Genomic DNA, 25550 nt, shown 5'->3' on the forward strand with positions numbered 1-25550 from the left:
GAAGATGGATTTTTTCGTTAATTATTCAATGGTTATGATGATATCAAAGGTACCGTTATGTACGATAATCTGAAAAGTCTTGGCATTACCAATCCTGATGAAATCGATCGCTATAGCCTGCGCCAGGAAGCTAACAACGACATCCTGAAGATCTATTTCCAGAAAGATAAGGGCGAGTTCTTCGCCAAAAGCGTGAAGTTTAAATACCCACGCCAGCGTAAAACCGTGGTCGCCGACGGCGTCGGTCAGGGTTACAAAGAAGTGCAGGAGATAAGCCCAAACCTGCGCTATGTGATCGACGAGCTGGACCAGCTCTGCCAGCGCGACCGTACCGAAATCGACCTCAAGCGTAAGATCCTTGACGATTTACGCCATCTGGAAAGCGTTGTCACCAATAAGATCAGCGAAATTGAAGCCGATCTGGAAAAGCTAACGCGTAAATAACCCAGACTGCTACGGGCCAGCTACTGGCCCTCTTACCCTGCCGCAACCTCTATTTCCTCAGCCATAGATCATCTTCGCCATCAGCAAACCTCAGTTATCCCTCACTGATATCATTTCACATCACAACTCTATCCATATGAATTACTTACTATTTTATTTCGTTTATGTTCAGTTTCCGCGAAAAAGGAGATAGCTCTATGACACAGGAAATTGAACAAAAATGTTATACCCTGCAATCCGCAACCTGGCTGGATAACGCAGGCTTTGAAAAAGGACGAAAACACGATCGTCAGGCGCTTGGCTTTATTCTGCCCGCCAATACGGTGCTGAAAATTCGGCAAACGGACCTCAGTAACGGCATCTCGACCCTGCGCCTGATGTGTGATGATAGCGCTCTGGAGAAAACCAGCGCTCTGACCACCTCCTGGACAACGATTAGCACCACCGTCGATTCTGTGCCGTTTGTCGATACGTTGTTTACCGACAGCCCCTGCGAGTTCTCCGTGATTTACCAACAACCTGCGGCGACGAAACCGCTCCCCAGCTGGAAATCAGGACAGTCTGAAGAGACGTTTTTCCTCGACTGGGAGAATAATAAATCGTCGTTCGCACTGGTGGATCTGGATGTTATCAACCTGCTGCTGCCTTATGCCGACCGCGACAATGCGATGAAAGCGGGATTAGCGTCGTTACACCGTTTTTATAACCACCTTTTCACCAGCTATAACGATTGGGCCGGGCTAAGCGATAATCCCGATTCGCAATGGAATCAGAACGTTGCCAACCGCTACTTTTTGCGGGCGGATAAACATGGCGTCGGTTCAGCTTATTATAATACCAACTGGTGCGCACAGAGCGCCGCAACCGTTGGCGAAGGCTGGCTGGATAACGTTGCCACGCAGTGGGTTATCCTGCATGAAATTGGCCACGGTTATCAGGGTAAATTTATGCAGGACTCCACGCTGTCGGTCAGCGAAGTGTGGAACAACATTTACGCCTCTTTCTATCAGCAGCTCACGCTGGGTCAGGATAATCATCTGTATACCGATGGCTGGCTGTACAACTATGGCAAGCTGGCCGCCCAGGAAGCGCAGTTGGTAAACTACATTACCGAGCAGACGCCGGTCACCAGCTGGGGTTTACGTCCTCGCCTGCAATTCCTGATGCTGATGTTATTGAAAGCTGGTGTCGCATCCTTCCGCGTCTTTAACCAGAATTATCGCCAACTCGCCAATAGCGAGGGCTTCCAGCCGACCGATCATCAGCTTGCCGATATGCTGGCAACCGCTATTGCCGCTACCGCTGGATATGATGTCACGCCGTTTATCGAGCTCTGCGGCTTAACGCTGAAACATGCCACCCGGGAAAATATCGTCTCGCTGACGACAAAACCGCTCTATCCACTGTATCGCTTTCTGCCACAAAGCGAATGGGATAGCGCGCGCCAGCAGTTAGGGCTGGATTCCTTCTTCTGGCTGGTGGATAACAGCGAACTGGCGAAATTGAACAAAACGGGTAACCTGACCCTGACGTTGAATATCGATCAGCTGCAACAAATTTACGGACAAACGCTGACTATTCAGGATAATTGCGGTACGCATTATTCACTGATTGTTGATGGTGACACTTTTGTCCTGAATAACATGCCAATGGGTGTATACCAGCTCGTACTGCCTAAAGGTCGTTCGCAAAAATATCGCCCGGATATCAACTATATCACCGTAAAAGAAGGCGCCAATGCGGTTGCCGTTAACTACGCTCGGCAAAACGATACCAGCGAACGTAACGTGACGATCACCTTTTTAGGGCTGAATGATGCGCCTTTCGCGCGCCTTGATATCGACTACGAAAATCAGCAGCTTATTCTTAATGTCACCAGCGCCACGCCGCACACCTACTACCCAGGCGCGTTGTATGCCGCAGTAAACGTACTTTCCGCCAGTGGGGAAAAAGTATTTGAACGCAAAATGACCGGCACCAATTGCGCTACCGGAAAAGTGGTCATTCCATTCAGCCCCCACTATCACCTATACATCACTCACGTGGAGCCTGGACGGCTGAAAGCCTCTCTCGGATATTTAACGTTAGTCGCTCGCGAGAAATACCAGCTGATACGCATTGATGATAATGGCGTGTATAACTTTATCCTCAATAATAATCCGGCGGCTGATTTACAGGCTATTTTCGAGCATAACGCTCAGGCGATCCGTACTCAGCCCTCGCTGCTCGCGCAGGAAGAGTGCGTCTGTAAAAACGACCTCTGGCTGATGCTCCCCCATATTGAAGAACCCCAACGCAGCAGCTTGCGGAAAACCTATGCCGATGTCCTGCCTCAGGATAATAGCGATCCGGGGGAGTTGACGGGCAAGAGCGTAACCCTCAATCTCCGCGGTCAGGACAATAACGAGTTTTGCCAGATCGTTATTGATAATCAACAACGTGCGATGACGGTCGCCACGCGCGCCGGCACGCCGCACTCGTATTACACCTCCCATACCTACGCCAGCATTATGGTTACCGGCGCGGACGATACGGTTGTTTATCAACGCAGCTACGCCGGCGCCACCAGCAATCTGGCAAACAGTGAAACTATCGCCCTCGCAGAGGGAATGATCATCGATATTTTCCATGATGAACCATTCCGCTCCAGCGCCACGAATGGCACGAGCCAAAACGCCGTTCCCCTTAAGCAGCACAACCGCTGGCGCGTGGTGAAAACGGGCCTCGAAGCCTTTGCGCTCGCGCCTGATGAACCGGATGAGGAAGCCGCTGATACAGAAGAGGACACTCAGGATGCCACCGCACTGTATGGCGATAGCTTCAGCTGGCAACTGCTTGGCGATGGTGATGTTTGCTTTGCCGCGATGGAGATGGATATTGGCAGCGGCGCGTTGACCTTTACCGCGAGTCCAGTGGTGCCGAACAAGCACTTCACGACCACTTACGCCACGGTCAATATCTACAATACGCGTGGTTCGGTGGTGTATCGCCAGTCGATTAAAGGATCGTCGCAGCTTGGCGACTATATTGATACCGCTATCCTGGATGAGGGCTATACCATTGAAGTCTTCCATGCCGAAGCGGGGAATCGCTCCGTCATTATTAATCCGCTCAATGGCAATAGCTGGCACCAGCCCAATACTGTTACCTGGCAAGTGACCGCTCGCGGACTACAGCGCCTGTAGCCCGCCATTTCCTCTCCCGCCGCCTGCGGCGGGAGTTTTAGCGTTGCTCATCCAGCTGCAGCGCAATGTACAGCAACAAGCGGTCGTCAAAACTACCGAGGTCTAACCCGGTCAGTTCCGAAATCCGATTGAGCCGATACTCCAGCGTATTACGATGAATAAACAACGCCTTTGAGGTCGCCAGCGGCTGCACGTTATGGCGAAACCACGCCTGCAGAGTACGCCGTAGCAGACCATTGTTATCCATCGCCTTTAGCCGCGTCAGCGGGCGCGCCAGCTCGTTAGCCTGCCAGCCGCCCCGTAGACTATCCAGCAGCACAGGCAGCATCAGATCCTGATAAAAATAGCAGCGGCTCTCCGGCATCCGCTGCTTACCAACCATCATTGTCGTACGCGCGGTCCGGTAAGAACGCGCAATACTGCCGGGGCCGGTGAAGAAATTGCCTAACGCAACGCGGAACTGCAGTTGGCCATTCTCTTTCATACGGGCAATCAGTTGCTCAACGCGTCTGCAGTGGTCGTCGGCATCCCAGCGGCCAAAGGCGTTTAACGCCGGTTTCAGCACCACCATTTCGGTCAACGAGACAATCGCCACCAGGTTGTTGCGATCCGGCGTGGTCAGCGCCGTCTGCAGCTGCTGCAGCTCCGCCATCGCGCTATCGACGCCGAGCTGACCGCTATCGACCTCAATCATCGCCACCACCCGCGGTTGATTGAGATCGATACCCAGTCGCTGCGCCCATTCGTTCAGCGCCGGGGTATTCTCTTCCGCCTGAATCAGGTTCATAACCAGTTCTTCACGCAGGCGGCTATCCTGGGCCAGCAAATGCATCAGCCGCGACTGCTCGAGCATCATCTCAGCGGTCATACACACCAGCTCACCGTACTTGCGCAGCGATTCGGGCTCGCCGGTTAACCCGATTACGCCGACGATTTCCCCTTCGAGACGCAGTGGCAGGTTGATCCCCTGGCGCACGCCGTGCAGATGGCGAGCAACCGCATCATCGATATCAACCACCCGTCCCTGCGACAGCACCAGCAGCGCGCCTTCGTGCAATTCACCAATACGCTCGCGATCGCCGCTGCCGATAATGCGCCCGCGGGCATCCATTACGTTAATATTGGTATCAATGATGCGCATCGTACGCGCCACGATATCCTGCGCCATTTTGGTATCAAGATGCCAGCCAGCCATAAACCCCTCCCCTGAGCAGGGCATCAGCATAAAAGAGTGACGAAGAGGACGCACTGTGCATATGCACAAAGCATGACAAAGAAGTATGGAGTTGTGGCGGGAATCACAGAACCGGCGGGCAGAATAAAAAAGCCCCCTTCCCTTACCGGGAAGGGGCATTCACGCTAGTATCAGTTACTGCATCAGCAGATAGATAGAAGTATCACCACGCTGAATATTCAGCGCCAGCACGGACGGTTTCGCGTCGAAGATTTTGCGCAGGTCGGCGATGTTTTTCACCGGCTGCTGGTTAGCGCCGACAATAATGTCACCTTTCTTCAGACCAATTTGCGCCGCCGGGGTGCCCGCTTTCACGTTGCTCACCACGACGCCTTTATCCTGGCCTTTATTGCTCATTTCCGCGCCTTCAATACCGTTAAAGATGCTGCTGGAGTCAACCTGGTTCTGGTTGCTCTGCTGTAGTTCAACGGTAACGTTAACCGGCTTGCCGTCGCGCAGCAGTCCCAGCTCGACTTTGCTGCCGATAGGCATCGTACCAACCTGCGCACGCAGCGCCGCAAAGCTACTGATCGCCTTACCGTTGAGGGTAGTAATCACGTCGCCGGCTTTAATACCCGCTTTCGCCGCCGCCGAGCCCGGCATCACCTGGCTTACGAACGCGCCGCGCTGGGCATCGACTTTCATCGCCTTCGCCAGCTCGGAGTTCAGCTCGGTACCCATGATCCCCAGTTCGCCGCGTTTCACCTGGCCAAACTTGACCATCTGCTCGGTCAGGTTTTTCACCATATTGCTCGGAATAGCAAAACCGATACCGATGTTGCCGCCGTCCGGAGCAAGGATCGCGGTGTTGATACCGATCAACTCACCGTTGAGATTCACCAGCGCGCCGCCGGAGTTACCGCGGTTAATAGCCGCATCGGTCTGGATAAAGTTTTCATAGTTTTCCACGTTCAGGCCGCTGCGGCCCAATGCGGAGACGATACCGGAAGTCACGGTTTCGCCGAGGCCGAACGGGTTACCGATCGCCACGGTGTAGTCGCCGACGCGCAGCGCGTCAGAGTCGGCAAGCTTAATCGCCGTCAGGTTTTTCGGATCCTGAATTTGAATCAGCGCGATATCGGAGCGCGGATCTTTACCTACGACTTTCGCGTCAAACTTACGACCATCGCTCAGTTGAACTTTAATCGTGGTGGCATTATCGACCACGTGGTTGTTGGTCACTACGTAGCCTTTGGCCGCATCAATGATGACCCCGGAACCGAGCGCCATAAATTTCTGCTGCTGCGCATTATCGCCAGGCGCGCCCTGGCCGCCGCCCTGACAGAATGGGGAGCTCTGGAATGGCGAACCGTCCTGGCAGAACGGCGAGTTGTCACCGAAGAACTGCTGGAAGTTACGCGGCATCCGCGGCGTGTTAACAGTCGTGCTGCCTTCAACGTTGATGCTCACCACCGACGGCATCACTTTTTCCAGCATCGGCGCCAGGCTCGGCATCTGCTGCGCAGTGGTCGCCGAGGAAGCCGTTTCAGCCGCGCTCGCAGAGAGCGGGGACAACGCCAGACCTAAACTCAGAGCCAGAGCACTCATTGCTAACGTGGTTTTTTTCATAGGTTTCAATCTCAATTTCAAATTTCGGATAACGAAAAAGTTGCTGTGTACGCACTCTCAGAGTCATTTTATAGCGCGAAGTTCCAGAGTTAAGTTTCGGTAAAAGTAAAAATTTATTGTCCGTCTTTACAAAACTCAGACTTATTCCACCGCCATCAGACGGCGATATTCATCCCACGCATACAAATCCGTCATTCCGCTGATATAGTCCTGAATCAATCGACAGCGGTAATAATACTCCAGCACGGGATATTCTTCGGTATCGCGCGAAAGCTTATTTACCGCCTCCACATAGGCCAACCGATGTCGGGTCGAGAGTTTCTGGAACAACCTCGAGGCAATAGGTAAACTGCGTACCCGCTCTTGTTCCACCAATTGGCTGAACTCCTCCAGCGATAATTTCAGTAGCGGCTCGTAGATATCAAGCAGCCCGCTGATAACGCGGTAACCCTGTAATTCCAGCTGTTCAACATCAGGATGGCTAAACACCTGTTTTATGGCGACGTTTTTATAAAGTTCAAGTAGCTGACTACAATCGCTATCATCCTCTAACAGCGCGTGATTAAAGTCGCCGCTAAAAATGGCCGGTAAGTTTTCGATAAATCGATGCGCCGCATAAGGCACCAGTTTATTCAGCGTATTGACCCGTAAATACATAAAGAACTGATCTTCAGTGCTGCGGCTGAGTGAATTAGCGCGCGATTTCTCCCAGGCATTTTCTACGACTTGAGCGAACAACGATCCTTTTTCATGAGCACCCCATGCGTCATACAGATGCTGATACAATTGTTCCGCGCTGAATATCCGTTTTTCTACCGCATCTTCGAGGTCAGCAACGCAATATGAGATATCATCGGCAGCTTCCATAATCCACGTTAATGGAAAGCGATTGTAAGGCGCCAGATCCAATTCTTTACGCAGCCGCGCGATATACTCTTCTTCGGCTAAATAATAACCAGGCTTTTTCATTAAATAGCTATGGCTGGCTGGCGTCTCTCCCCGCCACCACGCCGGTCGCGTATATTTCAGAATGCAGCCGACCTGGGTCCAGGTCAGGTTCATACGCATCAGCGTGTGCACCAGACGGATCCCCTGCGCATTGCCTTCAAAGCAGCACAAATCCTGACGCACTTTACGCCGCAGTTCGTTGAGCAACCCTTCGCCATCGTGCAGACGCAGCGCGTCAACCTGGCAGCGATCCTGACTTAACGGCTGGCTGGCGGCATCTTTCGGCGCCAGCCGTTTGCTGAACCAATCGTTAATTGCCGCTTCGCCAAAATGGCCAAATGGCGGATTGCCGATATCGTGCATCAGGCAGGCCATCTCCACGACGCTTTCAAACGGGCCGCTCAGTTCATCCAGTCCGTAGCGTTCCAGCAGCTTTTGCTCCTTTAGACGGCTTAATACCTCTTTGGCGATGTAGCGCCCGACCTGCTGGACTTCGAGCGAATGGGTGAGCCGGGTGCGGACCGCCGCATTGCGCTCAAGTGGAAAGACCTGGGTTTTTTGCTGCAGGCGGCGGATGGCCGGTGAATTGATAATGCGTCCGCGATCGCTTTCAAACACCCGCAGGATCTCGCGTTCCGTCTCTACCCCCTGCGGCGAACGGTAGCGCCGACGCCAGTGAATCTTGTTGCGAAAATCAATATTTGCCATAGCCTCTCCCGCGCGAGCAATACGCTTCCCCTTAAGCGCATGATAGACTATGCAGCTAATCCTGACACATCGCGAGTAAATCTATGAAAATTGGCATTATTGGCGCCATGGAAGAAGAAGTTACCCTTCTGCGCGACAAAATCGAGAACCGCCAGACTATCTCTATCGGCGGTAGCGAAATCTATACCGGCCAACTTCACGGTACCGAGGTTGCTCTGCTGAAATCCGGCATTGGTAAAGTGGCCGCCGCCATGGGTGCCACCCTGTTGCTGGAGCGCTGCAAGCCGGATGTGATTATCAATACCGGTTCCGCCGGCGGGCTGGCGCCGACGCTGAAAGTCGGCGACATCGTGGTCTCTGACGAAGCGCGCTACCATGATGCCGACGTCACCGCGTTTGGCTACGAATACGGCCAACTGCCGGGCTGTCCGGCCGGTTTCAAAGCTGACGACAAACTGGTTGCCGCGGCGGAAACCTGCATCAAAGCGCTGAACCTCAACGCCGTTCGCGGGCTGATCGTCAGCGGCGACGCTTTCATCAACGGCTCGGTAGGGCTGGCGAAAATTCGCCATAACTTCCCGCAGGCCGTTGCCGTTGAAATGGAAGCCACCGCCATCGCCCACGTCTGCCATAACTTCAGCATTCCTTTTGTGGTGGTGCGCGCAATCTCTGACGTCGCTGACCAGCAGTCGCATCTCAGCTTCGACGAGTTCCTCGCCGTCGCCGCCAAGCAGTCCACCCTGATGGTGGAAAATCTGGTGCAGAACCTGGCGCGTGGCTAAGTCGTTACAGAAGGCGTTAACCGCCCTGCTGTTGCTCGCCCCGGCGTGGCTTTTCGCCGCGCCGCGGGTGGTGACGCTCTCCCCGGCCAACACTGAATTGGCCTTTGCTGCCGGCATTACGCCGGTCGGCGTCAGCAGTTATTCCGATTACCCTCCCGCCGCGGCTAAAATCGAACAAGTCGCCAGCTGGCAGGGAATGAACCTTGAACGTATCGTCGCCCTGAAACCCGATCTGGTACTGGCGTGGCGCGGCGGCAATGCCGAACGCCAGGTGAATCAGCTCAGCTCGCTGGGAATCAAGGTTATCTGGGTTGAAACCGGTTCGATTGAGCAAATCATCCATGCTTTGCAGATGCTTGCGCCGTGGAGCCCGCAGCCGGAAACAGCCCGGCAGGCTGCGCAGGCGATGCAAGACGATTACGAGGCGCTAAAAGCCCGCTATGCCAACGCGCCGAAAAAACGCGTATTTCTGCAGTTTGGCGCCAACCCGCTGTTCACCAGCAACAGCGCCTCGATCCAGAATCAAGTATTACGCCTGTGCGGCGGAGAAAATATTTTTGCCGCCAGCCGCGTTCCCTGGCCGCAGGTTAGCCGCGAACAGGTGCTGTCACGGCATCCGCAGGCAATCGTCATCACCGGCGATCCGGATAAAATTCCCGCCGTGGACCGCTATTGGCAAAATCAGCTCACAATTTCGCTCATCGCCTTACATAGCGACTGGTTTGAACGCGCGGGCCCACGTATTATCCTTGCCGCAAAACAACTCTGTACTGCGCTTGAGCAGGTAAAATAACCGCCTGGCAGCAGGCTTTTAGCGGGAACTGACGATGCTTGTCTATTGGCTGGATATTATTGGCACAGCCGTATTTGCTATCTCCGGCGTATTGCTGGCGGGGAAATTACGCATGGACCCTTTCGGCGTGCTGGTATTAGGCGTAGTGACCGCCGTGGGCGGCGGGACGATTCGCGATATGGCGCTGGCCAACGGCCCGGTGTTCTGGGTTAAGGACCCTACCGATCTGGTCGTGGCGATGGTCACCAGTATGTTAACGATTCTGCTGGTCCGCCAACCGCGGCGCATGCCGAAATGGGTACTGCCGGTACTGGATGCCGTCGGCCTGGCGGTGTTTGTCGGCATCGGCGTGAATAAAGCCTTTATTGCCCATACCGGCCCGCTGGTGGCTATCTGTATGGGCGTGGTCACCGGCGTCGGCGGAGGGATTATCCGCGACGTGCTGGCGCGAGAAGTACCGATGATTCTGCGCACCGAAATCTACGCCACCGCCTGCATTGTCGGCGGTATCGTGCACGCAACGGCGCACTACACCTTTCAGCTGTCGCTGGAAAACTCGGCGATGTTAGGCATGGTGGTGACGCTGGGGATACGCCTGGCGGCGATTCGCTGGCACCTGAAGCTGCCGACCTTTGCGTTGGATGATAACGGACGGTCATAAAAGCAAAACGGTAACCCTGAGGTTACCGTTTTTCGTGTTTGCCGCTCTCTTTGTGGAAGAGGGCTTGAGTCGCTTGCGTTAAACGCTGAACGAGGAGCCGCAGCCGCAGGTGCTTTTCGCGTTCGGGTTAGTCACGATGAAACGTGACCCTTCCAGGCCTTCGGTATAATCGACGGCGCCGCCAACCAGATACTGCAGGCTCATTGGGTCAACCACCAGGCCGACGCCCTGTTTCTCGATGGTCATATCGCCTTCGTTAACCTGATCGTCAAAGGTGAAGCCATACTGGAAACCGCTGCAACCGCCGCCGGTGATGTACACGCGCAGTTTCAGGTTCGGATTGTCTTCATCCGCAATCAGATGTTTTACTTTGTTCGCTGCGGCTTCGGTGAACTCCAGCGGCAACGCTACGTCATCACTCATTTTTTGCTCCCATTGATACTTCCGGCCGATTAAAGAATAACCGGACCTTTTGAGCCATTATCTAATACCCTGGTAAATCGTTCAAGTATTCTCCCGGGGTACCTGCTGCGCTTTCGCCGCCTCTTCGGCCTTCTGCTTTGCCAGGGTACGCTGCAGAATGGTCGAATACAAAGGTTTACCGCCGAGGAACTGTGCCAATAGTGTTGCCCCAAGGCAGGTAATAATCATTGGCAAAATGAGCTGATAGTTATCGGTCATCTCCAGCACCAGCACAATCCCGGTGAGCGGTGCGCGCACCGAAGCCGCCAGCAGCGCCCCCATCCCTGCGATAGCGAAGGTACCGGCATCCAGATGATAGGACGGAAACAGCGGAATGGCAGCCATGCCGAATGCCGTCCCCAGCAGCGTGCCGAGCGCCAGCATCGGGGCAAAAATCCCCCCCGGCGCGCCGGAAGAGAAGCACAGCAGCGTGGTGATGACGCGGGCAATAAAAATGAACAGCAGCAGCCCAACCGAGAAGTTGCCGGCAGCGGCGATCGGGATAAGGTTAAAACCGCCGCCCACCGCGGTCGGCTGCATCAGACCCAGCAGGCCGCACAGCCCGCCGATAAGCCCGCCAATCAACACCCATTTTTTGATATTGCCGCCGTGGAGGCGCTGGAACATATCCTGCGTCCGCAGCACCAGGGTATTAAACAATGGCCCGAAACAGCCGAAAATCATGCCCAGCACCAGGTACAACCACAGGGTATTCACCGGCGCATTGCTCAGCTTGCCGACTTCGATAATCGCCCCTTCGCCGTTAAAAATACGGAACACGATGCTCGACATGATCACGCCGGTAAACACGGCTTTAATCGAAATCAGGTTGTAGCGGAACTGCGGGCGCATCTCTTCGATGATAAACAGAATGCCCGCCAGCGGCGCGTTGAAGGCAGCGGAGAGGCCCGATGCCGCACCGGTGGCCAACAGCGTATGCCGTGCTTCCGGGCTACGCAGACGAAACACATCCACCACCATGCGCCCGATATTACCGCCAAGCTGTACCATCGGCCCTTCGCGCCCCAGCACCATCCCGGCGCCCAGCGTCCCCATGCCGCCGATGAATTTTACCGGCAGCACGCGCCACCAGCGTACCGGACGCAGCTCTTCCAGCGCGCCTTCGATTTCCGGGATCCCGGAACCGCCGGCTTCCGGCGCAAAGCGGCGCACCAGAAAATAGCCGACCATCGCCAGCAGCGCCGACAGGATGAAGGCCAGCGGCCAGACGAGGTACCAGTGGTCCGCCACCTGCACCAGCGCCCCGATACGTTGGTTCTGTACCCAGTTCACGCTCTTTTCAAACGCCACGCCCACCAGCCCGGCCAGCGTGCCGACCACCGCCGCCATCAACAATACCGCCAGCGGCGTTTTATCGCGTTGAATTAACCGGCGGACCGCATCGCTACGGCGCACGCGAACAAACTGATGTGCTTCAAAAGAGGGAGTTTCTGATTTCATGCCATTATCATTTATTGGTAATACAAATGAGAAGAGAGGCATTCTAGCCGCCTCCGCGCCGCGCGTCGTCAAAAAATTGTTTCGTCTGCTTAATGTTTCAATTGGGCAAAACTTTCATAACCTTCATGGAATAACTTAGAATAGCCCGATAACTTTATTCACGAACCAGGATCCTGGCCATGAGCAAATCTGAAAATCTGTATAACGCCGCCCGCGAACTTATCCCCGGCGGCGTCAACTCGCCGGTCCGCGCCTTTACGGGCGTCGGCGGCACCCCGCTGTTTATTGAACGTGCGGATGGCGCCTACCTGTACGATGTCGATGGTAAAGCTTATATCGATTATGTCGGTTCCTGGGGGCCAATGGTGCTGGGTCACAACCATCCGGCCATTCGTAACGCGGTGATTGAAGCGGCAGAGCGCGGGTTAAGCTTCGGCGCGCCAACCGAAATGGAAGTCAAAATGGCGGAACTGGTTACTGAACTGGTACCGACCATGGATATGGTGCGCATGGTGAACTCCGGCACCGAAGCCACCATGAGCGCCATTCGCCTGGCGCGCGGCTTCACCGGCCGCGACAAAATCATCAAGTTCGAAGGATGCTACCACGGTCACGCCGACTGCCTGCTGGTGAAAGCCGGTTCCGGCGCGCTGACTCTCGGCCAGCCGAACTCGCCGGGCGTACCGGCCGATTTCGCGAAGCATACCCTGACCTGCACCTATAACGATCTTGCCTCGGTACGCGCGGCGTTTGAACAGTATCCGCAGGATATCGCCTGTATCATCGTCGAACCGGTGGCCGGCAATATGAACTGCATTCCGCCACAGCCGGAGTTCCTGCCGGGCCTGCGCGCGCTGTGCGACGAGTTTGGCGCGCTGCTGATTATTGACGAAGTGATGACCGGCTTCCGCGTCGCGCTGGCGGGCGCTCAGTCCTATTACGGCGTGGAGCCGGATCTGACCTGTCTGGGTAAAATCATCGGCGGCGGTATGCCGGTGGGCGCTTTCGGTGGTCGCCGCGAGGTCATGGACGCGCTGGCGCCGACTGGTCCGGTGTACCAGGCCGGTACGCTGTCAGGCAACCCTATCGCCATGGCCGCAGGCTTCGCCTGCTTAAGCGAAGTGGCGCAGCCGGGCGTGCATGAAACCCTGACCGAGCTGACCAATCAACTGGCGGATGGCCTGCTGAACGCGGCGCGCGAAACCGGGATCCCGCTGGTGGTGAATAATGTCGGCGGCATGTTCGGTATCTTCTTTACCGATGCCGAAACCGTCACCTGCTATCAGGACGTGGTGAAGTGCGATGTTGAGCGATTCAAGCGTTTCTTCCACCTGATGCTGGAAGAAGGGGTTTACCTCGCCCCGTCGGCGTTTGAAGCCGGCTTTATGTCCGTCGCCCATAGCGAAGAGGATATCAACAACACTATCGACGCCGCACGCCGGGTGTTTGCCAAACTGTAAGGTACTTGAATGCCTGGTGGCGCAGGGATTTTCCCGGAGGCGGCGCGCTGCGCCTTGTCCGGGCTACCAAATCGAGCAGCACTGTAGCCCCGGTAAGCGCTGGCGCCACCGGGGATTTTCCCGGAGGCGGCGCATTGCGCCTTGTCCGGGCTACCAAATCGCACAGCCTTGTAGCCCCGGTAAGCGCTGGCGCCACCGGGGATTTTCCCGGAGGCGGCGCATTGCGCCTTGTCCGGGCTAGCAAATCGCGCAGCCTTGTAGCCCCGGTAAGCGCTAGCGCCACCGGGGATGTTGAGGCCATTCGGGATCGTTAGCGGCTCTGCTTTCTCAGCAAATAGATAAAGTACGGCGCGCCGATAAACGTCGATAACAGCCCCGCCGGGATTTGGTAGGGGAACATGATCATTCGCCCGCACCAGTCGGCGAACACCAGCAGCATCCCGCCAGTTAGTCCGGAAATGACCATATGCGGCATCGTCCGACGAAAGCCCATCATCCTCGCAATATGCGGCGCCATTAAACCAACGAAACTTAACGGCCCAATGGTTAGCGTCGCCGTCGCCGTCAGGCTCGCCGCCAGCAGCAGCAACCCGATACGCGACGGCGTTAATGCCATCCCCACCGCCCGCGCCGCCTCGCCGCCGAGCGGCAGGATGGTCAGCCAGCGGCGGCAGAGCGGCGCCAGCGCCAATAGCGCCAACATTACCACCCCGCTACGCAGCACCATCTCCGGCGTCGCGCTATAGGTCGAACCGGACATCCACGTCAGGATCTGCGCCATTCGCGGATCGCCGCTGGCCTGTAGCATCATCAATAGCATGGTGAAAGCGGTGCTCAGCGCCATCCCCGCCAGCAGCATCCGGTGCGGCGAGAACCCCCCGCGCCCGGCGGCGACCAGGATGACCAGCAGCGTCGCCGCCGCGCCAAGACTGCCGGCTGGCAGCAGCCAGACAAAAGCGTTGCCTGGTACGAAGAATAGCATCAACACCACGCCGAACGCCGCGCCAGAGCTGATACCCAGCACTTCCGGGCTGGCCATCGGATTACCGGTCAGGCGTTGAATAATGCAACCCGCGACGGCCAGCATCACCCCGGCGAACAGCGCCGAGAGCACCCGCGGCCAGCGCCATGGCATTAATTGCTCCAGCAGATCGCCGCTGGCCCATTGCCACCCCTGCGCATCACGGCCAAAGGTCAGCGCGGCGGTTACCGCCAACAACATCAGCGCCAGTCCGCCCAGCGCGAACCACTGCACGTTGCGGCGCTCAATCAACGCCTTATCGCCGCCGTTCATCACCGGCGCGCTGATACTACGCAGCCGCGGCAGTAGCCACAGTAATAAAGGCGCGCCAATCAGCGCGGTGACTGACCCGGTCGACACTTCCCGCCATACCCGGCTGAGCCAGAGAATAATTTGGTCGGAAAGCCACAGGATCAGCGCGCCAAGTAGCGCCGCCAGTACCAGTCGCGATAGCAGGCGGCGGGCGCCGAGCATTTTCGCCAGCAGCGGCGCGAACAGACCGATAAAGCCGATAATACCGACCGCGTTGACCAGCAGCGCGCTTATTACTATCGCCAGAGTCAAGACGCCAAGGCGCGCCAGAGAAAGCGCCAGCCCGAGATTTCGCGCCACGCCATCATCCAGCCCCATCAACGTTAACGGGCGTAGCAACAGCAGCGTCAATATTGCGCCGCCAAGCAGCTGCGGCCACAGGCGCTGCGCCACGCTCCAGTCGGTCTGCGTCAACGTCCCGGTACTCCACAGGAACATGCTTTGCAGCTGGTCGTGATGGAAAATCACCATCAGCTGATTGACCGCGCCGCAATAGAGACTCACCACCAGACCGGCCAGAATCAGCGTCACCGGCGACAGACGTTTGCCCCACGAAACGCCGAACACCAGCGCGCCGACCAGACAAGCGCCTGCCAGCGCGGCAAACTGCGACGCCAGCACGCCGGGGATCGCCCATAGCGTCGTCACCGTCATTCCGAGCTGCGCGCCGGTGGCAACGCCGAGCGTGGTCGGCTCCGCCAGCGGGTTACGCAGCACCTGCTGGAACAGTACGCCGACGAGCCCCAGTCCGGCACCGACCAGCAACGATACAGCCAGCCTCGGCAGCAAGCTGTAATGGAACAGCATCTGGGCGATATTATCGCTATCCGGCTGCCACAGCGCCTGACGCCACTGCGCGTAAGGTAAAGCAACCTGAAGGTTGATGATGCTCAGCGCGAAAGCGGCAACCAGCAACACGACCAACAGGATAATGGCTAACGGCGAGAAACGCGCCTTCATACCGCCCTCCCCTGCGCATCGGCCAGTACGCGGGCGAAATGCATCGCCGACAGCGTCGCGCCATAGAACCACACCGCCGGAAGACGCTGGAAACGCCCCGCGCGCACGAAAGGCATCGCCTGCCACAGCGGGGTCGCCATCATCTGGGCCATCTCCCGATCGTTGCCGTGATCGAAACAGATAACATCGGCCTCTTTAAATTCCGCCAGCCGATCGATGCCTACGGTGATACTGCCCCAGAATGCCGCTTCACCGCGCCAGGCGTTTTTGATGCCAAAACGATCGAGCACTTCCTGGAACAGGCAGTTCTCGCCGAAGACCAGCACATGGCGAGCATCAAGTAGCGAAATCATCAGCAGCGGGCGATCGCCACGCTCGGCAAATCGCGGACGCAGGCTTTCCATCAACGCGTCGAACTCCGCCAGATGACGCTTCGCCTGCTGTTGCTTACCCAGCAGGTCGGCCATTTCCAGCAGCGAACGCTGGGCCATCGCCAGCGGCCGTTTGCCGTCGCTGAAGGTGAAGCCGCGACCGGGCGCAATGCGCGCCAGCTTTTCCGGCGACGGGCCATAGCCTGCCGACCAGACGATAAACGACGGTTTCATCTGCGTCAGTAATTCAAGATTGGGTTCAGTGCGCAGGCCGACATCAATCACCGAAGCGGGTAACGCCGGCTCATTGACCCACAGGTTGTAGTTGGGAATATCGGCTACGCCGTAGGGCGTAACGCCGAGCGCCAGCAGCAGCTCGGCCGGTAGCCACTCCAGCGCGACGACGCGCTGCGGGTCAACGTTCGCCGCCTGCGCGCCGCGCATCTGCCACAGCAGCGGCGACAGCGCCATTGCCGTCAACAGGCGTCGGCGTGAGAAGAAGTTCGAATTTTCCATCAATAGACAAAACTTACCGGCGCTGCGCCCGCCGGATGCGGCAGGATCCCCATCGGGATGCCGTAGATTTGTTCCAGCGTTTCGCTGCGCATCAGTTCCGCCGGCGTCCCCTGGGCGATCATTTCGCCGCCGCGCAGCGCCACCAGATAATCGCAATAGCGGGCGGCCATATTAATATCGTGCAGGACCGCGATCACCGTCAGGCCACGCTGCTGGCTGAGACGATGCACCAGCGCCAGCACATCGACCTGGTGGGCGATATCCAGCGCCGACGTCGGTTCATCGAGCAGCAGACAGCGGCTATCCTGCGCCACCAGCATGGCGATCCACGCGCGCTGGCGTTCGCCGCCGGAAAGGCTGTCCACCAGCCGATGCGCCAGCGGTTTCAGCCCCACCAGCGCAATGGCCTCTTCTACTTTTTCGCGATCCGCCACGCCGAAGCGCCCCAGCGCGCCGTGCCACGGATAGCGGCCAATCGCCACCAGTTCGCGCACCGTCATCCCTTCCGCCGCCGGCAGTTGTTGCGGCAGATAGGCCACTTTGCGGGCAAACGCCTTGCTGCTCCAGCTGTCCAGCGGCTGGCCGTCAAGCAGCACATCGCCCTCGGAAGGCGGCTGATGGCGGCCAAGCATTTTGAGTAACGTGGATTTGCCGGAACCGTTATGGCCAATCAGGCCAGTGACTTTTCCTGCCGGGAAGGTCAACGAGAGGGGATGAAGCAGCGTGCGGCCAGGCACGCGAAAGGTCACGCGATTTAACGCAAACGTCGTCTCAGAGTGCGGAGTCTGTTCCTGCATAGCAACAACCTGATATTGGGCGCGGCGAACCGCGCCCGTGAGTAGTTAGAAGCGGAAGGTTGCGGTAGCAACAACCTGACGTTCCGCTCCCCAGTAGCATGCGTACTCGCTATAGCAGCTGGAGACATATTCGCGGTCAAACAGGTTGTTGACGTTGACGCCGACCGAGGATCCCGGCAGACCAAAGCGCGCCAGATCGTATTTCACCGTCGCATCCATCAGCGCATAACCGGCCACATTGAAGGAGTCATTTTTCTTACCGGTGCTGGTGTCATTTTTGTAGTAGCTGACCGTCGAACCGATATAACGCGCGCCCGCGCCAATCGTCAGCCCGCTAAGCGCGGTTTCGTGGAAGGTGTAATCCGCCCACAGTGACGCCATATTACGCGGCACTTCCGCCGGACGCTTGCCTTCGAAGACGGTGTCGTGAGTGTATTCGGCATCGGTATAGCTGTATGCCGCGGTCAGGTTGATATTGGCATTGACCGCCGCCTTCGCCTCCAGCTCAAAGCCGCGGGAGCGGATTTCGCCGGTTTGTACGCTGAACAGTCCGGTCGGATCGTTCGGGTCTGCCGTCAGGTTCTTATCTTTAGTCAGCTGATAGACCGCCGCGGTCACCACCACCGGCATATCTTTCGGCACGTATTTCACGCCGGCTTCATACTGTTTACCGCGCGACGGATCGAACGGCTTGCCGGTGCTATTGGAACCCGATACCGGTTCGAACGATTCGCTGTAGCTGAAGTACGGGGAGATACCGTTATCGAACAGATAGTTGATCCCGCCGCGCCAGCTGAACTGCTGGTCGTGATTTTCCGCCATGCTGCTGGTGGAACGGGTGAAGGTAGACGTGGTGGCATAATCGTAGCGGCCGCCTAAGGTCATCACCCATTTGTCCCACTCCATCTGATCCTGCGCGTACAGCCCCGTCTGCTCCATACGGTTAAGGACCGCATACGGGAAGTTGACGTTCACGTTCGGGTTGCCGTACTGCGGATTGGTCATGCTAATGGCATCGGCCGTACCGTAGTCCGCATCAACGTCGTTACGCATCCGCGAGTAGTCCACGCCGGTCAGCAGCGTGTGGTTCACCGCGCCGGTAGCAAAATCAGACTGCAGTTGCGTATCAACGGTAAAGGTATTCAGGTGCTCATCGGAACGCACGTAGGCACGATTGATTTTCCCCGGCTCCTGGTAACCATTGCCGTAGACCGAACGATACAGCGTATGCACATCGGCATAGCGCAGGTTCTGACGCACGGTAAAGGTGTCATCGAACTGATGGGAGAAGCTATAGCCAACCATCTGCTGGCGACGCGACATCTTGTTATCGGACTCGCCTTCGTTGAAGTCGGTCGGCAGCTTGTGGGCCTTACCGTTGGCATCGTAATACGGCACCACGGTGCCTTCGCGCGGCAGCCAGCCGTAGTAACCCGCATCCGGGTCATTCTGGAAGTTGCTCAGGAAGGTGAAATCGGTTTTATCATCCGGACGCCAGCTGAAGGACGGAGCGACGGCGTAACGGGTCGATTTCGCCATCTGCTGCTGCGCATCCTGGCTGCGGCCTAAACCGGTCAGACGGTATGACCACACGCCGTCATCATCAATGGCGTCGCTGAAGTCGAAACCGGTTTGCCACAGGTTATCGGTGCCCATCTTAAACTGTACTTCTTTCAGCGGCTCGGTGGTCGGACGCTTGCTGACCATGCTGACGATACCGCCCGGGTTGCTGTTGCCGTACAGCACCGAGGTTGGCCCGCGCATCACTTCCACGCGTTCCAGGAAATACGGGTCCATCGAGACTTCAGAGTAGTTGTTACCCTGCAGCTTCATGCCATCCAGATACTGGTTGGTGTTCACCGTGCTGGAGGTGGTGAATCCACGAATGGTGACCACATCATAAGTGGTCGAGCTACCGCGAGTGGAGAAAACGCTCGGCGTGTAAGAGAGCGCTTCTTTGACCGTTGTCGGCTGCTTCATGTCCATCTCTTCGCGGGTCACCACGGAGATAGACTGCGGCGTTTTTTCAATGGGAGTATCGGTTTTGGTGGCCGTGGCGGAACGCTTCGCGGCGATAGTCGGTGCCGGTCCCCAGGCGCTCTCCTGGCTCGCTGGCGCCGCGGTAACGACGAGGGTTTCTTCTTTCGGTTGTTCCGCAGCCTGTGCATAAACAGACATGCCGCTAACCGCCGTGGCTACTACGACTGCGATTTTACGCAGCGAGTGATTTGGCTGAGCAGTTTTAAGACGCGCCATTGGTATATCTCTGATGAAAGTGAATGATAACGTAAACGAGAATTATTATTATGACGGGTGACATAATAGGCGAAACGCGGAATCCAAGGCAAGCGCTATGCCGAACAGGAAGCGCCAAGGGATTAATAAATAACCAGACGGTTATTAAGGAGTTATCACCGTGTTAAGCAGATACCCTAAATAAAAAAGCCCCCTAATACCTTCGTATTAAGGGGCTGTTCAGACGTTCAGCTTAAACGGTTTTAGTTGCCGCCAAACATATCTTTAATCCAGCCGGCCACGCCATCGCTCTTTTCCTGCTTCGCAGGCTGCTGCTGTTGCTGCTGCGGTTGGTTAGCAGGCTGCTGCTGCCCGGACTGGTTGAACGGGTTATTGGCTTCCTGCTGCTGTTGCTGCTGTTGCTGCAGGGCTTCGCCCTGGCGGCACAGCGCATCCGGCGAGGTAGTCCACACCGGCAGCGTACGCATACCGCCGCTGCACTGGAAGTAACCGTTGCTGTCCACGCCCATGTCCACGACATCTTCCGGCGGCGTCAGCGCCAGCGGCGTCGGGGTCTGGTTAGCCAGGTAGCGCTGATAAATCGACATCGCGCCGCTGGCCCCGTACAGCTTGGTCGGCTGGTTGTTATCGCGGCCAACCCAGGTAATCGTCACCTGGCTGCCATCGATACCGGCAAACCAGGTATCCACATTGTTGTTGGTGGTCCCGGTTTTACCCGCCAGATGCAGGCCAGGATACTTGGCACCAAGCTGACGGCCGGTACCGCGCTGCACCACCTGCTGCATGGTCCACAGGGTCATATAGGCCGCCTGCGCCGGAACGGCGCGTTCCGCCTGCGGGTAGCTCTGGTACAGCACCGTACCATCTTCAGCAATAACGGAACGCAGCGCCGACAGCGTTGCGCGGTTACCGCCGCTGGCGATGGTCTGGAATGCCTGCGCGACTTCAATTGGCGTCAGGTTAAGGGCGCCAAGGATCATCGCAGGAACCGCATTCAACTGGTCTTTCGGCACGCCCAGCTTCTGCCAGGTATCGGTGATCGCCGGCAGACCCAGCGACATCCCGAGGTTAACCGTCGGCACGTTCATCGAACGGGTCAGGGCATCCACCAGCATCACCTGACCGCTAAAGCGACGATCGTCGTTCTGCGGCGACCAGGTCTGGCCGTTCGACAAGCGAATCGTCACCGGCGCATCGGCAATCCACGTATTCAACCGATACTGGTTCGGCTGGCTCAGCGCGGTCAGATAAGTGGCCGGTTTTGCCAACGAACCAATCGAACGACGCGCCTGCATCGCGCGGTTGTAGCCGGCAAACTGCGGCTCCGCGCCGCCGACCATCGCCCGGACTTCGCCGGTGAAGCGATCGACCACCACCATGGCGGTTTCCAGATCCGGCAGCTTACGCTGTTTCTTAAGTGCCGGGATACCTTCGATGGCCGCTTTTTCCGCCGCATCCTGAGCCACCGGGTCAAAGGTGGTGAAGATCTTCACGCCAGAGAGATCTTTTACTTTATCGCCCAGTTTCGCCTGCAGCTCCTGGCGCACCATCTGCATGAACGCCGGCTGCGGAGAAATCACCCCGCCGCGCGGCTGCACGCCCAGCGGACGGGCGCTCAGCATATCGTACAGCTCCTGGTCGATAATGTTCTGCTGCTGCAGCAGACGCAGCACCAGGTTACGCCGCTCCAGCGCCAGTTTCGGGTTACGCCACGGGTTATAGATTGACGCCCCTTTGACCATCCCGACCAGCAGCGCCTGCTGATCGAGGCTCAGCTCTTCTACCGGGCGGCCAAAGTAGTACAGGCTCGCCAGCGGGAAGCCGCGGATTTCGTTGTCGCCGCTCTGGCCGAGATACACTTCGTTCATGTACAGCTCAAGGATACGATCCTTGCTGTAACGGGCGTCAACGATCAGCGCCATATAGGCTTCGTTGGCCTTACGCCAGTAGGAACGCTCGCTGGACAGGAACAGGTTCTTCACCAGCTGCTGGGTCAGGGTACTTGCCCCCTGCACCGTACGCCCCGCCGTCAGGTTCGCCAGCACCGCACGGCCCATTGAGTACAGGCTGATACCGTCATGCTCATAGAAGTGGCGGTCTTCGGTCGCCAGCAGCGTATCCACCAGCAGATCCGGGAAACCGCTACGCTTAACGAACAGGCGCTGCTCGCCGTTCGCCGACTGCAGCATGGTGATCAGGCGCGGATCGAGACGGAAGAAACCGAACTGACGGTTGTTATCCATATTCTCGATGGTATCCAGATGATCGCCATCGAAGGTCAGACGCGCGCGCACCTGCCCCTCTTTACTATCCGGGAAATCGAACGGACGACGGATCATCTCGATGCTATTAGCCTGTACGGTGTATTCGCCAGGACGCGTCATTGCGCTGACCTGACGGTACTGGGTCGCATTAAGCAGGCGCACCATCTCGTTTTTGCTGATCTGCATATCCGGCTCAAGGTTGACCATCCGGCCATACACTGCCGCCGGCAGTTCCCAGACTTTACCGTCAATGCGGCTGCGAATTTTCTGGTCGAGGTAGACGCCATAGGCGGCGATAATTACCGCAAAGACAATCCCCAGCTTAACCAGCAGCCACAGCCAGCTGCGCTTACGACGAGGCTTATTGCCTTTGCCCTTTCCTTTCTTCGGCATCGGTCGTTCATCCTCATAATCGTCATCGTAATCATCGTCGTAGTCCTCTTCCCGGACCCGGCGACGGGTGACTTTTTGTTTTGCCGGGCGTGAAGGTCTCCCTTTACGTCCGATAGGCTCGCGGTCATCTCCCGCCATGCTTTTTCTCCGCAACTTTCAGGCGTAAAGGCCTGATTCTCAATACTTCCTCTTGAAGGAGGAAGAAGATATCTCTCAATTTAACACCCGCCGCGCTGCCGCGGCCGACGTCTTTCATATCATCTTCGAAGAATAATTCATTAAACAAATCATATAATTATCTGTTTAAGCTGAAGAATATCTCCGGACATAGCACGAATTGTCCAGGCCACAGAGAATAGCACTAATCCGCGACATTCTTAACCAGCATTTTACAACCGCAAAACGCGATAAACGGTAAAATATGATGTTTTTTAATAACATAAATATTGCGCCGTGTGACTCAGGCCGCCGATTTTCAGAACCGCGCCCACAGCAAGGGCGCGGCGCCTCAGGAGTATTTTTTCGTCCGCCGGGTCGGCGCGGTATTCGCCGGGTCATCCGGCCAGACATGTTTCGGATAGCGTCCTTTCATCTCTTTTTGCACCTCGCGGTACGCCCCTTGCCAGAAGGCGCTCAAATCGCGGGTAATTTGTAACGGTCGCTGCGCCGGCGAAAGTAATTCCAGCACCAGGGGAACCCGCCCTTCGGCAATGCGCGGCGTCGTCGCCTCGCCAAACATCTCCTGCATCCGTACCGCCAGCGCCGGCGGGTTATCTTCATGATAGCGAATAGCGATACGGCTGCCGGTCGGCACCGTGTAATGGGTCGGCAGCTCGCTATCCAGCTTCTGGCGTAACGTCCACGGCAGCCAGTTTTGCAGCGCCTGTCGCAGGTCTACCGCCTTGAGCGCCCGAAGCGAATGCACCCCGGTCATCTGCGGCAACAGCCACGCCTCCAGCGAAGCTAACAGCGATGCGTCATCAACGGCGGGCCAGTCCGCTTCCGGCAGCCACTGCGCGGCGCAGTGCAGCCGCAGGCGCAGTTGTTCAGCCTCCGGCGTCCAGTTCAATACCCCGAGCCCCTTATCGCGGATTCCGTTGAGCATCGCCTGGTGCAGCTCCGCCTCCGACGGTTTCGCCAACGGCTGAGTTTTTATCACCAGCTGGCCAATGCAGCTACGCCGCCAGGCTTTTAGCGTCCCCTGCGCTTCATCCCACTCCACGGTATCGGAGCGTTGTATCAGCTCAGGACGCTGCGCCACCAGTTGGTCAATATCCAGCGGCAGCGCCAGCAAAATTCGCGCATCTGGCGCCGAACTGCCCTGTAGTAGCAGCGGCGCAATTAGCCATTCGTGACGGCCGAGCGCGTCATCGGCATCCAGCATCGCCCCCATGCCGTTAGCCAACTGATAGCGCCCTTCCTGGCCGCGTCGACGGGCGATCCGGTCAGCAAACGCTGGGGCCAGCAACGCCGCCATCCGCTCAGCATCAGGCTGACCGCCGCGGCTGGCCAGCCGCTTCAATAACTGCTGCGCCCGCTGCTGCCAGTTGCCCTGCTGGCGCGCAAACGCGGCGCCTAAGTCACTATTGCCGCCGCGCGGCGGCTCCTCAAGAATAGCCGCCAGTTTCGCCGCCGTCGCCGCGTCATCCGCGGAATCGGCCGCCGTCAGCATGGCTGCCAGACGCGGGTCGTTACCCAGCGCCGCCATTTGGCGCCCGTGAGCCGAAAGGCGTTCGCCCTCCAGCGCCGATAGCGCCGTCAACAGACGCCGCGCCGCCGCCAGATTGATCGCCGGCGGTAGGTCCAGCCAGCGAAGCTCGGCCGGATCGCGGCAGCCCCACTGCAGCAACTCCAGCAGCAGAGCCGATAGATCGCTTTGCAGAATTTCCGGATCGCTCTGCGCCGCCGCGCGCTCCGCCTGCTCTTTCGCCAGCAGATGCAGGCAGATCCCCGGCTCCAGACGCCCGGCGCGACCGGCGCGCTGGGTCATTGACGCCTGGCTTATCCGCTGGGTGATTAGCCGGGTCAGGCCGGTGCGCGGATCGAAGCGCGCGACCCGCTCCTGAGCGCTGTCGACCACCAGGCGAATGCCTTCGATCGTCAAACTGGTTTCAGCGATATTGGTCGCCAGCACCACTTTGCGCATCCCGGCGGGCGCCGGGAGAATCGCTTTGCGCTGTTCGCTCAGCGGCAGCGCGCCGTACAGCGGGCATAACAGCACATCGCTGGCTACGCGCTCGCTTAATTGTTCCTGTACGCGCTGAATTTCGCCAACGCCCGGCAGGAACAACAGCATCGATCCCTGCTCCTCACGCAGCAGATCCGCGGCGGCGATCGCTACCGCTTCGGCAAAACGCTGATGGCTCGCCAGCGGCGTAAAGCGACGTTCAACCGGGAATGCACGCCCTTCGGAAACTACCACCGGCGCTTCCGGCAACAGGCGCTGCAGACGATCGTTATCCAAGGTCGCCGACATGATCAATAACTTGAGATCGTCACGCAGCCCCTGCTGAACGTCCAACAACAACGCCAGCGCCAGGTCGGCCTGCAGGCTTCGTTCATGAAATTCATCGAGGATCACCAGCCCCACGCCGGAAAGTTCCGGATCGTGCTGCAGAGTGCGGGTTAGGATCCCTTCAGTAACCACTTCCAGACGGGTATTTGGCCCAACGCAGCTTTCGGCGCGCATCCGGTAGCCTACCGTTTCTCCCGGTTTTTCTCCCAGCAGCTCCGCCAGACGCTGAGCGACGTTACGCGCCGCCAGCCGCCGCGGCTCCAGCAGAATAATCCGGCCATCAATGTTGCCATCGGCGAGGATCTGTAGCGGCAGCCAGGTTGATTTACCCGCGCCGGTAGGCGCGTTAAGCAGCACCTGCGGCGCCTGCTGCAGGGCGGAAAGAAGTTCGGGAAGAATTGCGGCAACCGGCAATGAGGACACGAAAGGCTCCGGAGG

Annotated in this window: 17 protein-coding genes; 6 read left to right on the plus strand and 11 right to left on the minus strand. The window is 57.5% G+C overall.

Annotated features, from left to right (window positions below):
• Positions 1 to 57: 57 nt before the first annotated feature.
• A complete protein-coding gene (locus PGR23_RS18175) occupies positions 58 to 444 on the plus strand; it encodes a DUF3461 family protein (RefSeq protein ID WP_015368173.1) in 387 nt (128 codons plus the stop codon).
• Positions 445 to 641: 197 nt separating this feature from the next.
• A complete protein-coding gene (locus PGR23_RS18180) occupies positions 642 to 3629 on the plus strand; it encodes a putative mucin/carbohydrate-binding domain-containing protein (RefSeq protein WP_396279908.1) in 2988 nt (995 codons plus the stop codon).
• Between the two features lie 37 nt (positions 3630 to 3666).
• Here PGR23_RS18180 and PGR23_RS18185 read toward each other — a convergent pair whose 3' ends face one another.
• The 3 genes from PGR23_RS18185 to dgt form a co-directional block, all read right to left on the minus strand.
• Positions 3667 to 4824, minus strand: a complete 1158-nt coding sequence (locus PGR23_RS18185; protein WP_045390129.1) for a CdaR family transcriptional regulator — start codon at positions 4822 to 4824, stop codon at positions 3667 to 3669.
• A gap of 174 nt (positions 4825 to 4998) precedes the next feature.
• Positions 4999 to 6432, minus strand: a complete 1434-nt coding sequence (degP, locus tag PGR23_RS18190) for a serine endoprotease DegP (protein WP_045390127.1) — start codon at positions 6430 to 6432, stop codon at positions 4999 to 5001.
• Between the two features lie 141 nt (positions 6433 to 6573).
• Entirely contained in the window at positions 6574 to 8088 is a 1515-nt protein-coding gene (dgt, locus tag PGR23_RS18195; RefSeq protein WP_045390125.1) for a dGTPase, read from the minus strand.
• 83 nt (positions 8089 to 8171) lie between these two features.
• Between dgt and mtnN the strand changes: the two genes are divergently transcribed.
• The 3 genes from mtnN to PGR23_RS18210 are packed head-to-tail and all read left to right on the plus strand — an operon-like array spanning position 8172 to position 10324.
• On the plus strand, positions 8172 to 8870 hold the full coding sequence (mtnN, locus tag PGR23_RS18200; RefSeq protein WP_396279909.1) for a 5'-methylthioadenosine/S-adenosylhomocysteine nucleosidase: 699 nt from the start codon (positions 8172 to 8174) through the stop codon (positions 8868 to 8870).
• On the plus strand, positions 8863 to 9663 hold the full coding sequence (btuF, locus tag PGR23_RS18205) for a vitamin B12 ABC transporter substrate-binding protein BtuF (protein WP_045390123.1): 801 nt from the start codon (positions 8863 to 8865) through the stop codon (positions 9661 to 9663). Before mtnN ends, btuF begins: the two co-directional genes overlap by 8 nt.
• A 34-nt stretch (positions 9664 to 9697) precedes the next feature.
• Positions 9698 to 10324: a TRIC cation channel family protein gene (locus tag PGR23_RS18210; protein WP_032709911.1), complete on the plus strand. Its 627-nt coding sequence runs from the start codon at positions 9698 to 9700 to the stop codon at positions 10322 to 10324.
• A 78-nt stretch (positions 10325 to 10402) separates the two neighbouring features.
• On the opposite strand, the gene erpA is transcribed toward PGR23_RS18210, so the two are convergent.
• Complete coding sequence (gene erpA, locus PGR23_RS18215; RefSeq protein WP_008807363.1) at positions 10403 to 10747, minus strand: iron-sulfur cluster insertion protein ErpA; 345 nt, start codon at positions 10745 to 10747, stop codon at positions 10403 to 10405.
• Positions 10748 to 10828: 81 nt separating this feature from the next.
• Positions 10829 to 12247, minus strand: a complete 1419-nt coding sequence (clcA, locus tag PGR23_RS18220; RefSeq protein ID WP_072251481.1) for a H(+)/Cl(-) exchange transporter ClcA — start codon at positions 12245 to 12247, stop codon at positions 10829 to 10831.
• A 179-nt stretch (positions 12248 to 12426) separates the two neighbouring features.
• Here clcA and hemL point away from each other — a divergent pair, with 179 nt between their 5' ends.
• Complete coding sequence (gene hemL, locus PGR23_RS18225) at positions 12427 to 13707, plus strand: glutamate-1-semialdehyde 2,1-aminomutase (RefSeq protein ID WP_045376565.1); 1281 nt, start codon at positions 12427 to 12429, stop codon at positions 13705 to 13707.
• A gap of 310 nt (positions 13708 to 14017) precedes the next feature.
• Here the strand turns inward: hemL and fhuB are convergent, their stop codons facing one another.
• From fhuB to hrpB, 6 genes are all read right to left on the minus strand, one after another.
• Entirely contained in the window at positions 14018 to 16000 is a 1983-nt protein-coding gene (gene fhuB / locus PGR23_RS18230; RefSeq protein ID WP_213797814.1) for a Fe(3+)-hydroxamate ABC transporter permease FhuB, read from the minus strand.
• Positions 15997 to 16887, minus strand: coding sequence for a Fe(3+)-hydroxamate ABC transporter substrate-binding protein FhuD (gene fhuD / locus PGR23_RS18235; protein ID WP_045390115.1), 891 nt, complete (start codon positions 16885 to 16887; stop codon positions 15997 to 15999). Before fhuD ends, fhuB begins: the two co-directional genes overlap by 4 nt.
• Positions 16887 to 17684, minus strand: coding sequence for a Fe3+-hydroxamate ABC transporter ATP-binding protein FhuC (gene fhuC / locus PGR23_RS18240; protein WP_045390112.1), 798 nt, complete (start codon positions 17682 to 17684; stop codon positions 16887 to 16889). The genes fhuD and fhuC overlap by 1 nt, the downstream gene beginning before the upstream one ends.
• A 45-nt stretch (positions 17685 to 17729) precedes the next feature.
• Positions 17730 to 19940 (minus strand): ferrichrome porin FhuA, encoded by a 2211-nt coding sequence (fhuA, locus tag PGR23_RS18245; RefSeq protein WP_045390109.1) that lies wholly within the window; start codon positions 19938 to 19940, stop codon positions 17730 to 17732.
• Positions 19941 to 20182: 242 nt separating this feature from the next.
• A complete protein-coding gene (gene mrcB, locus PGR23_RS18250) occupies positions 20183 to 22735 on the minus strand; it encodes a bifunctional glycosyl transferase/transpeptidase (protein ID WP_045390106.1) in 2553 nt (850 codons plus the stop codon).
• A gap of 370 nt (positions 22736 to 23105) precedes the next feature.
• On the minus strand, positions 23106 to 25535 hold the full coding sequence (hrpB, locus tag PGR23_RS18255; protein WP_348877020.1) for an ATP-dependent helicase HrpB: 2430 nt from the start codon (positions 25533 to 25535) through the stop codon (positions 23106 to 23108).
• Positions 25536 to 25550: the final 15 nt, after the last annotated feature.

This window comes from Klebsiella sp. 141162 (assembly GCF_050600755.1).
Classification (GTDB): Bacteria; Pseudomonadota; Gammaproteobacteria; order Enterobacterales; family Enterobacteriaceae; genus Klebsiella; species Klebsiella aerogenes.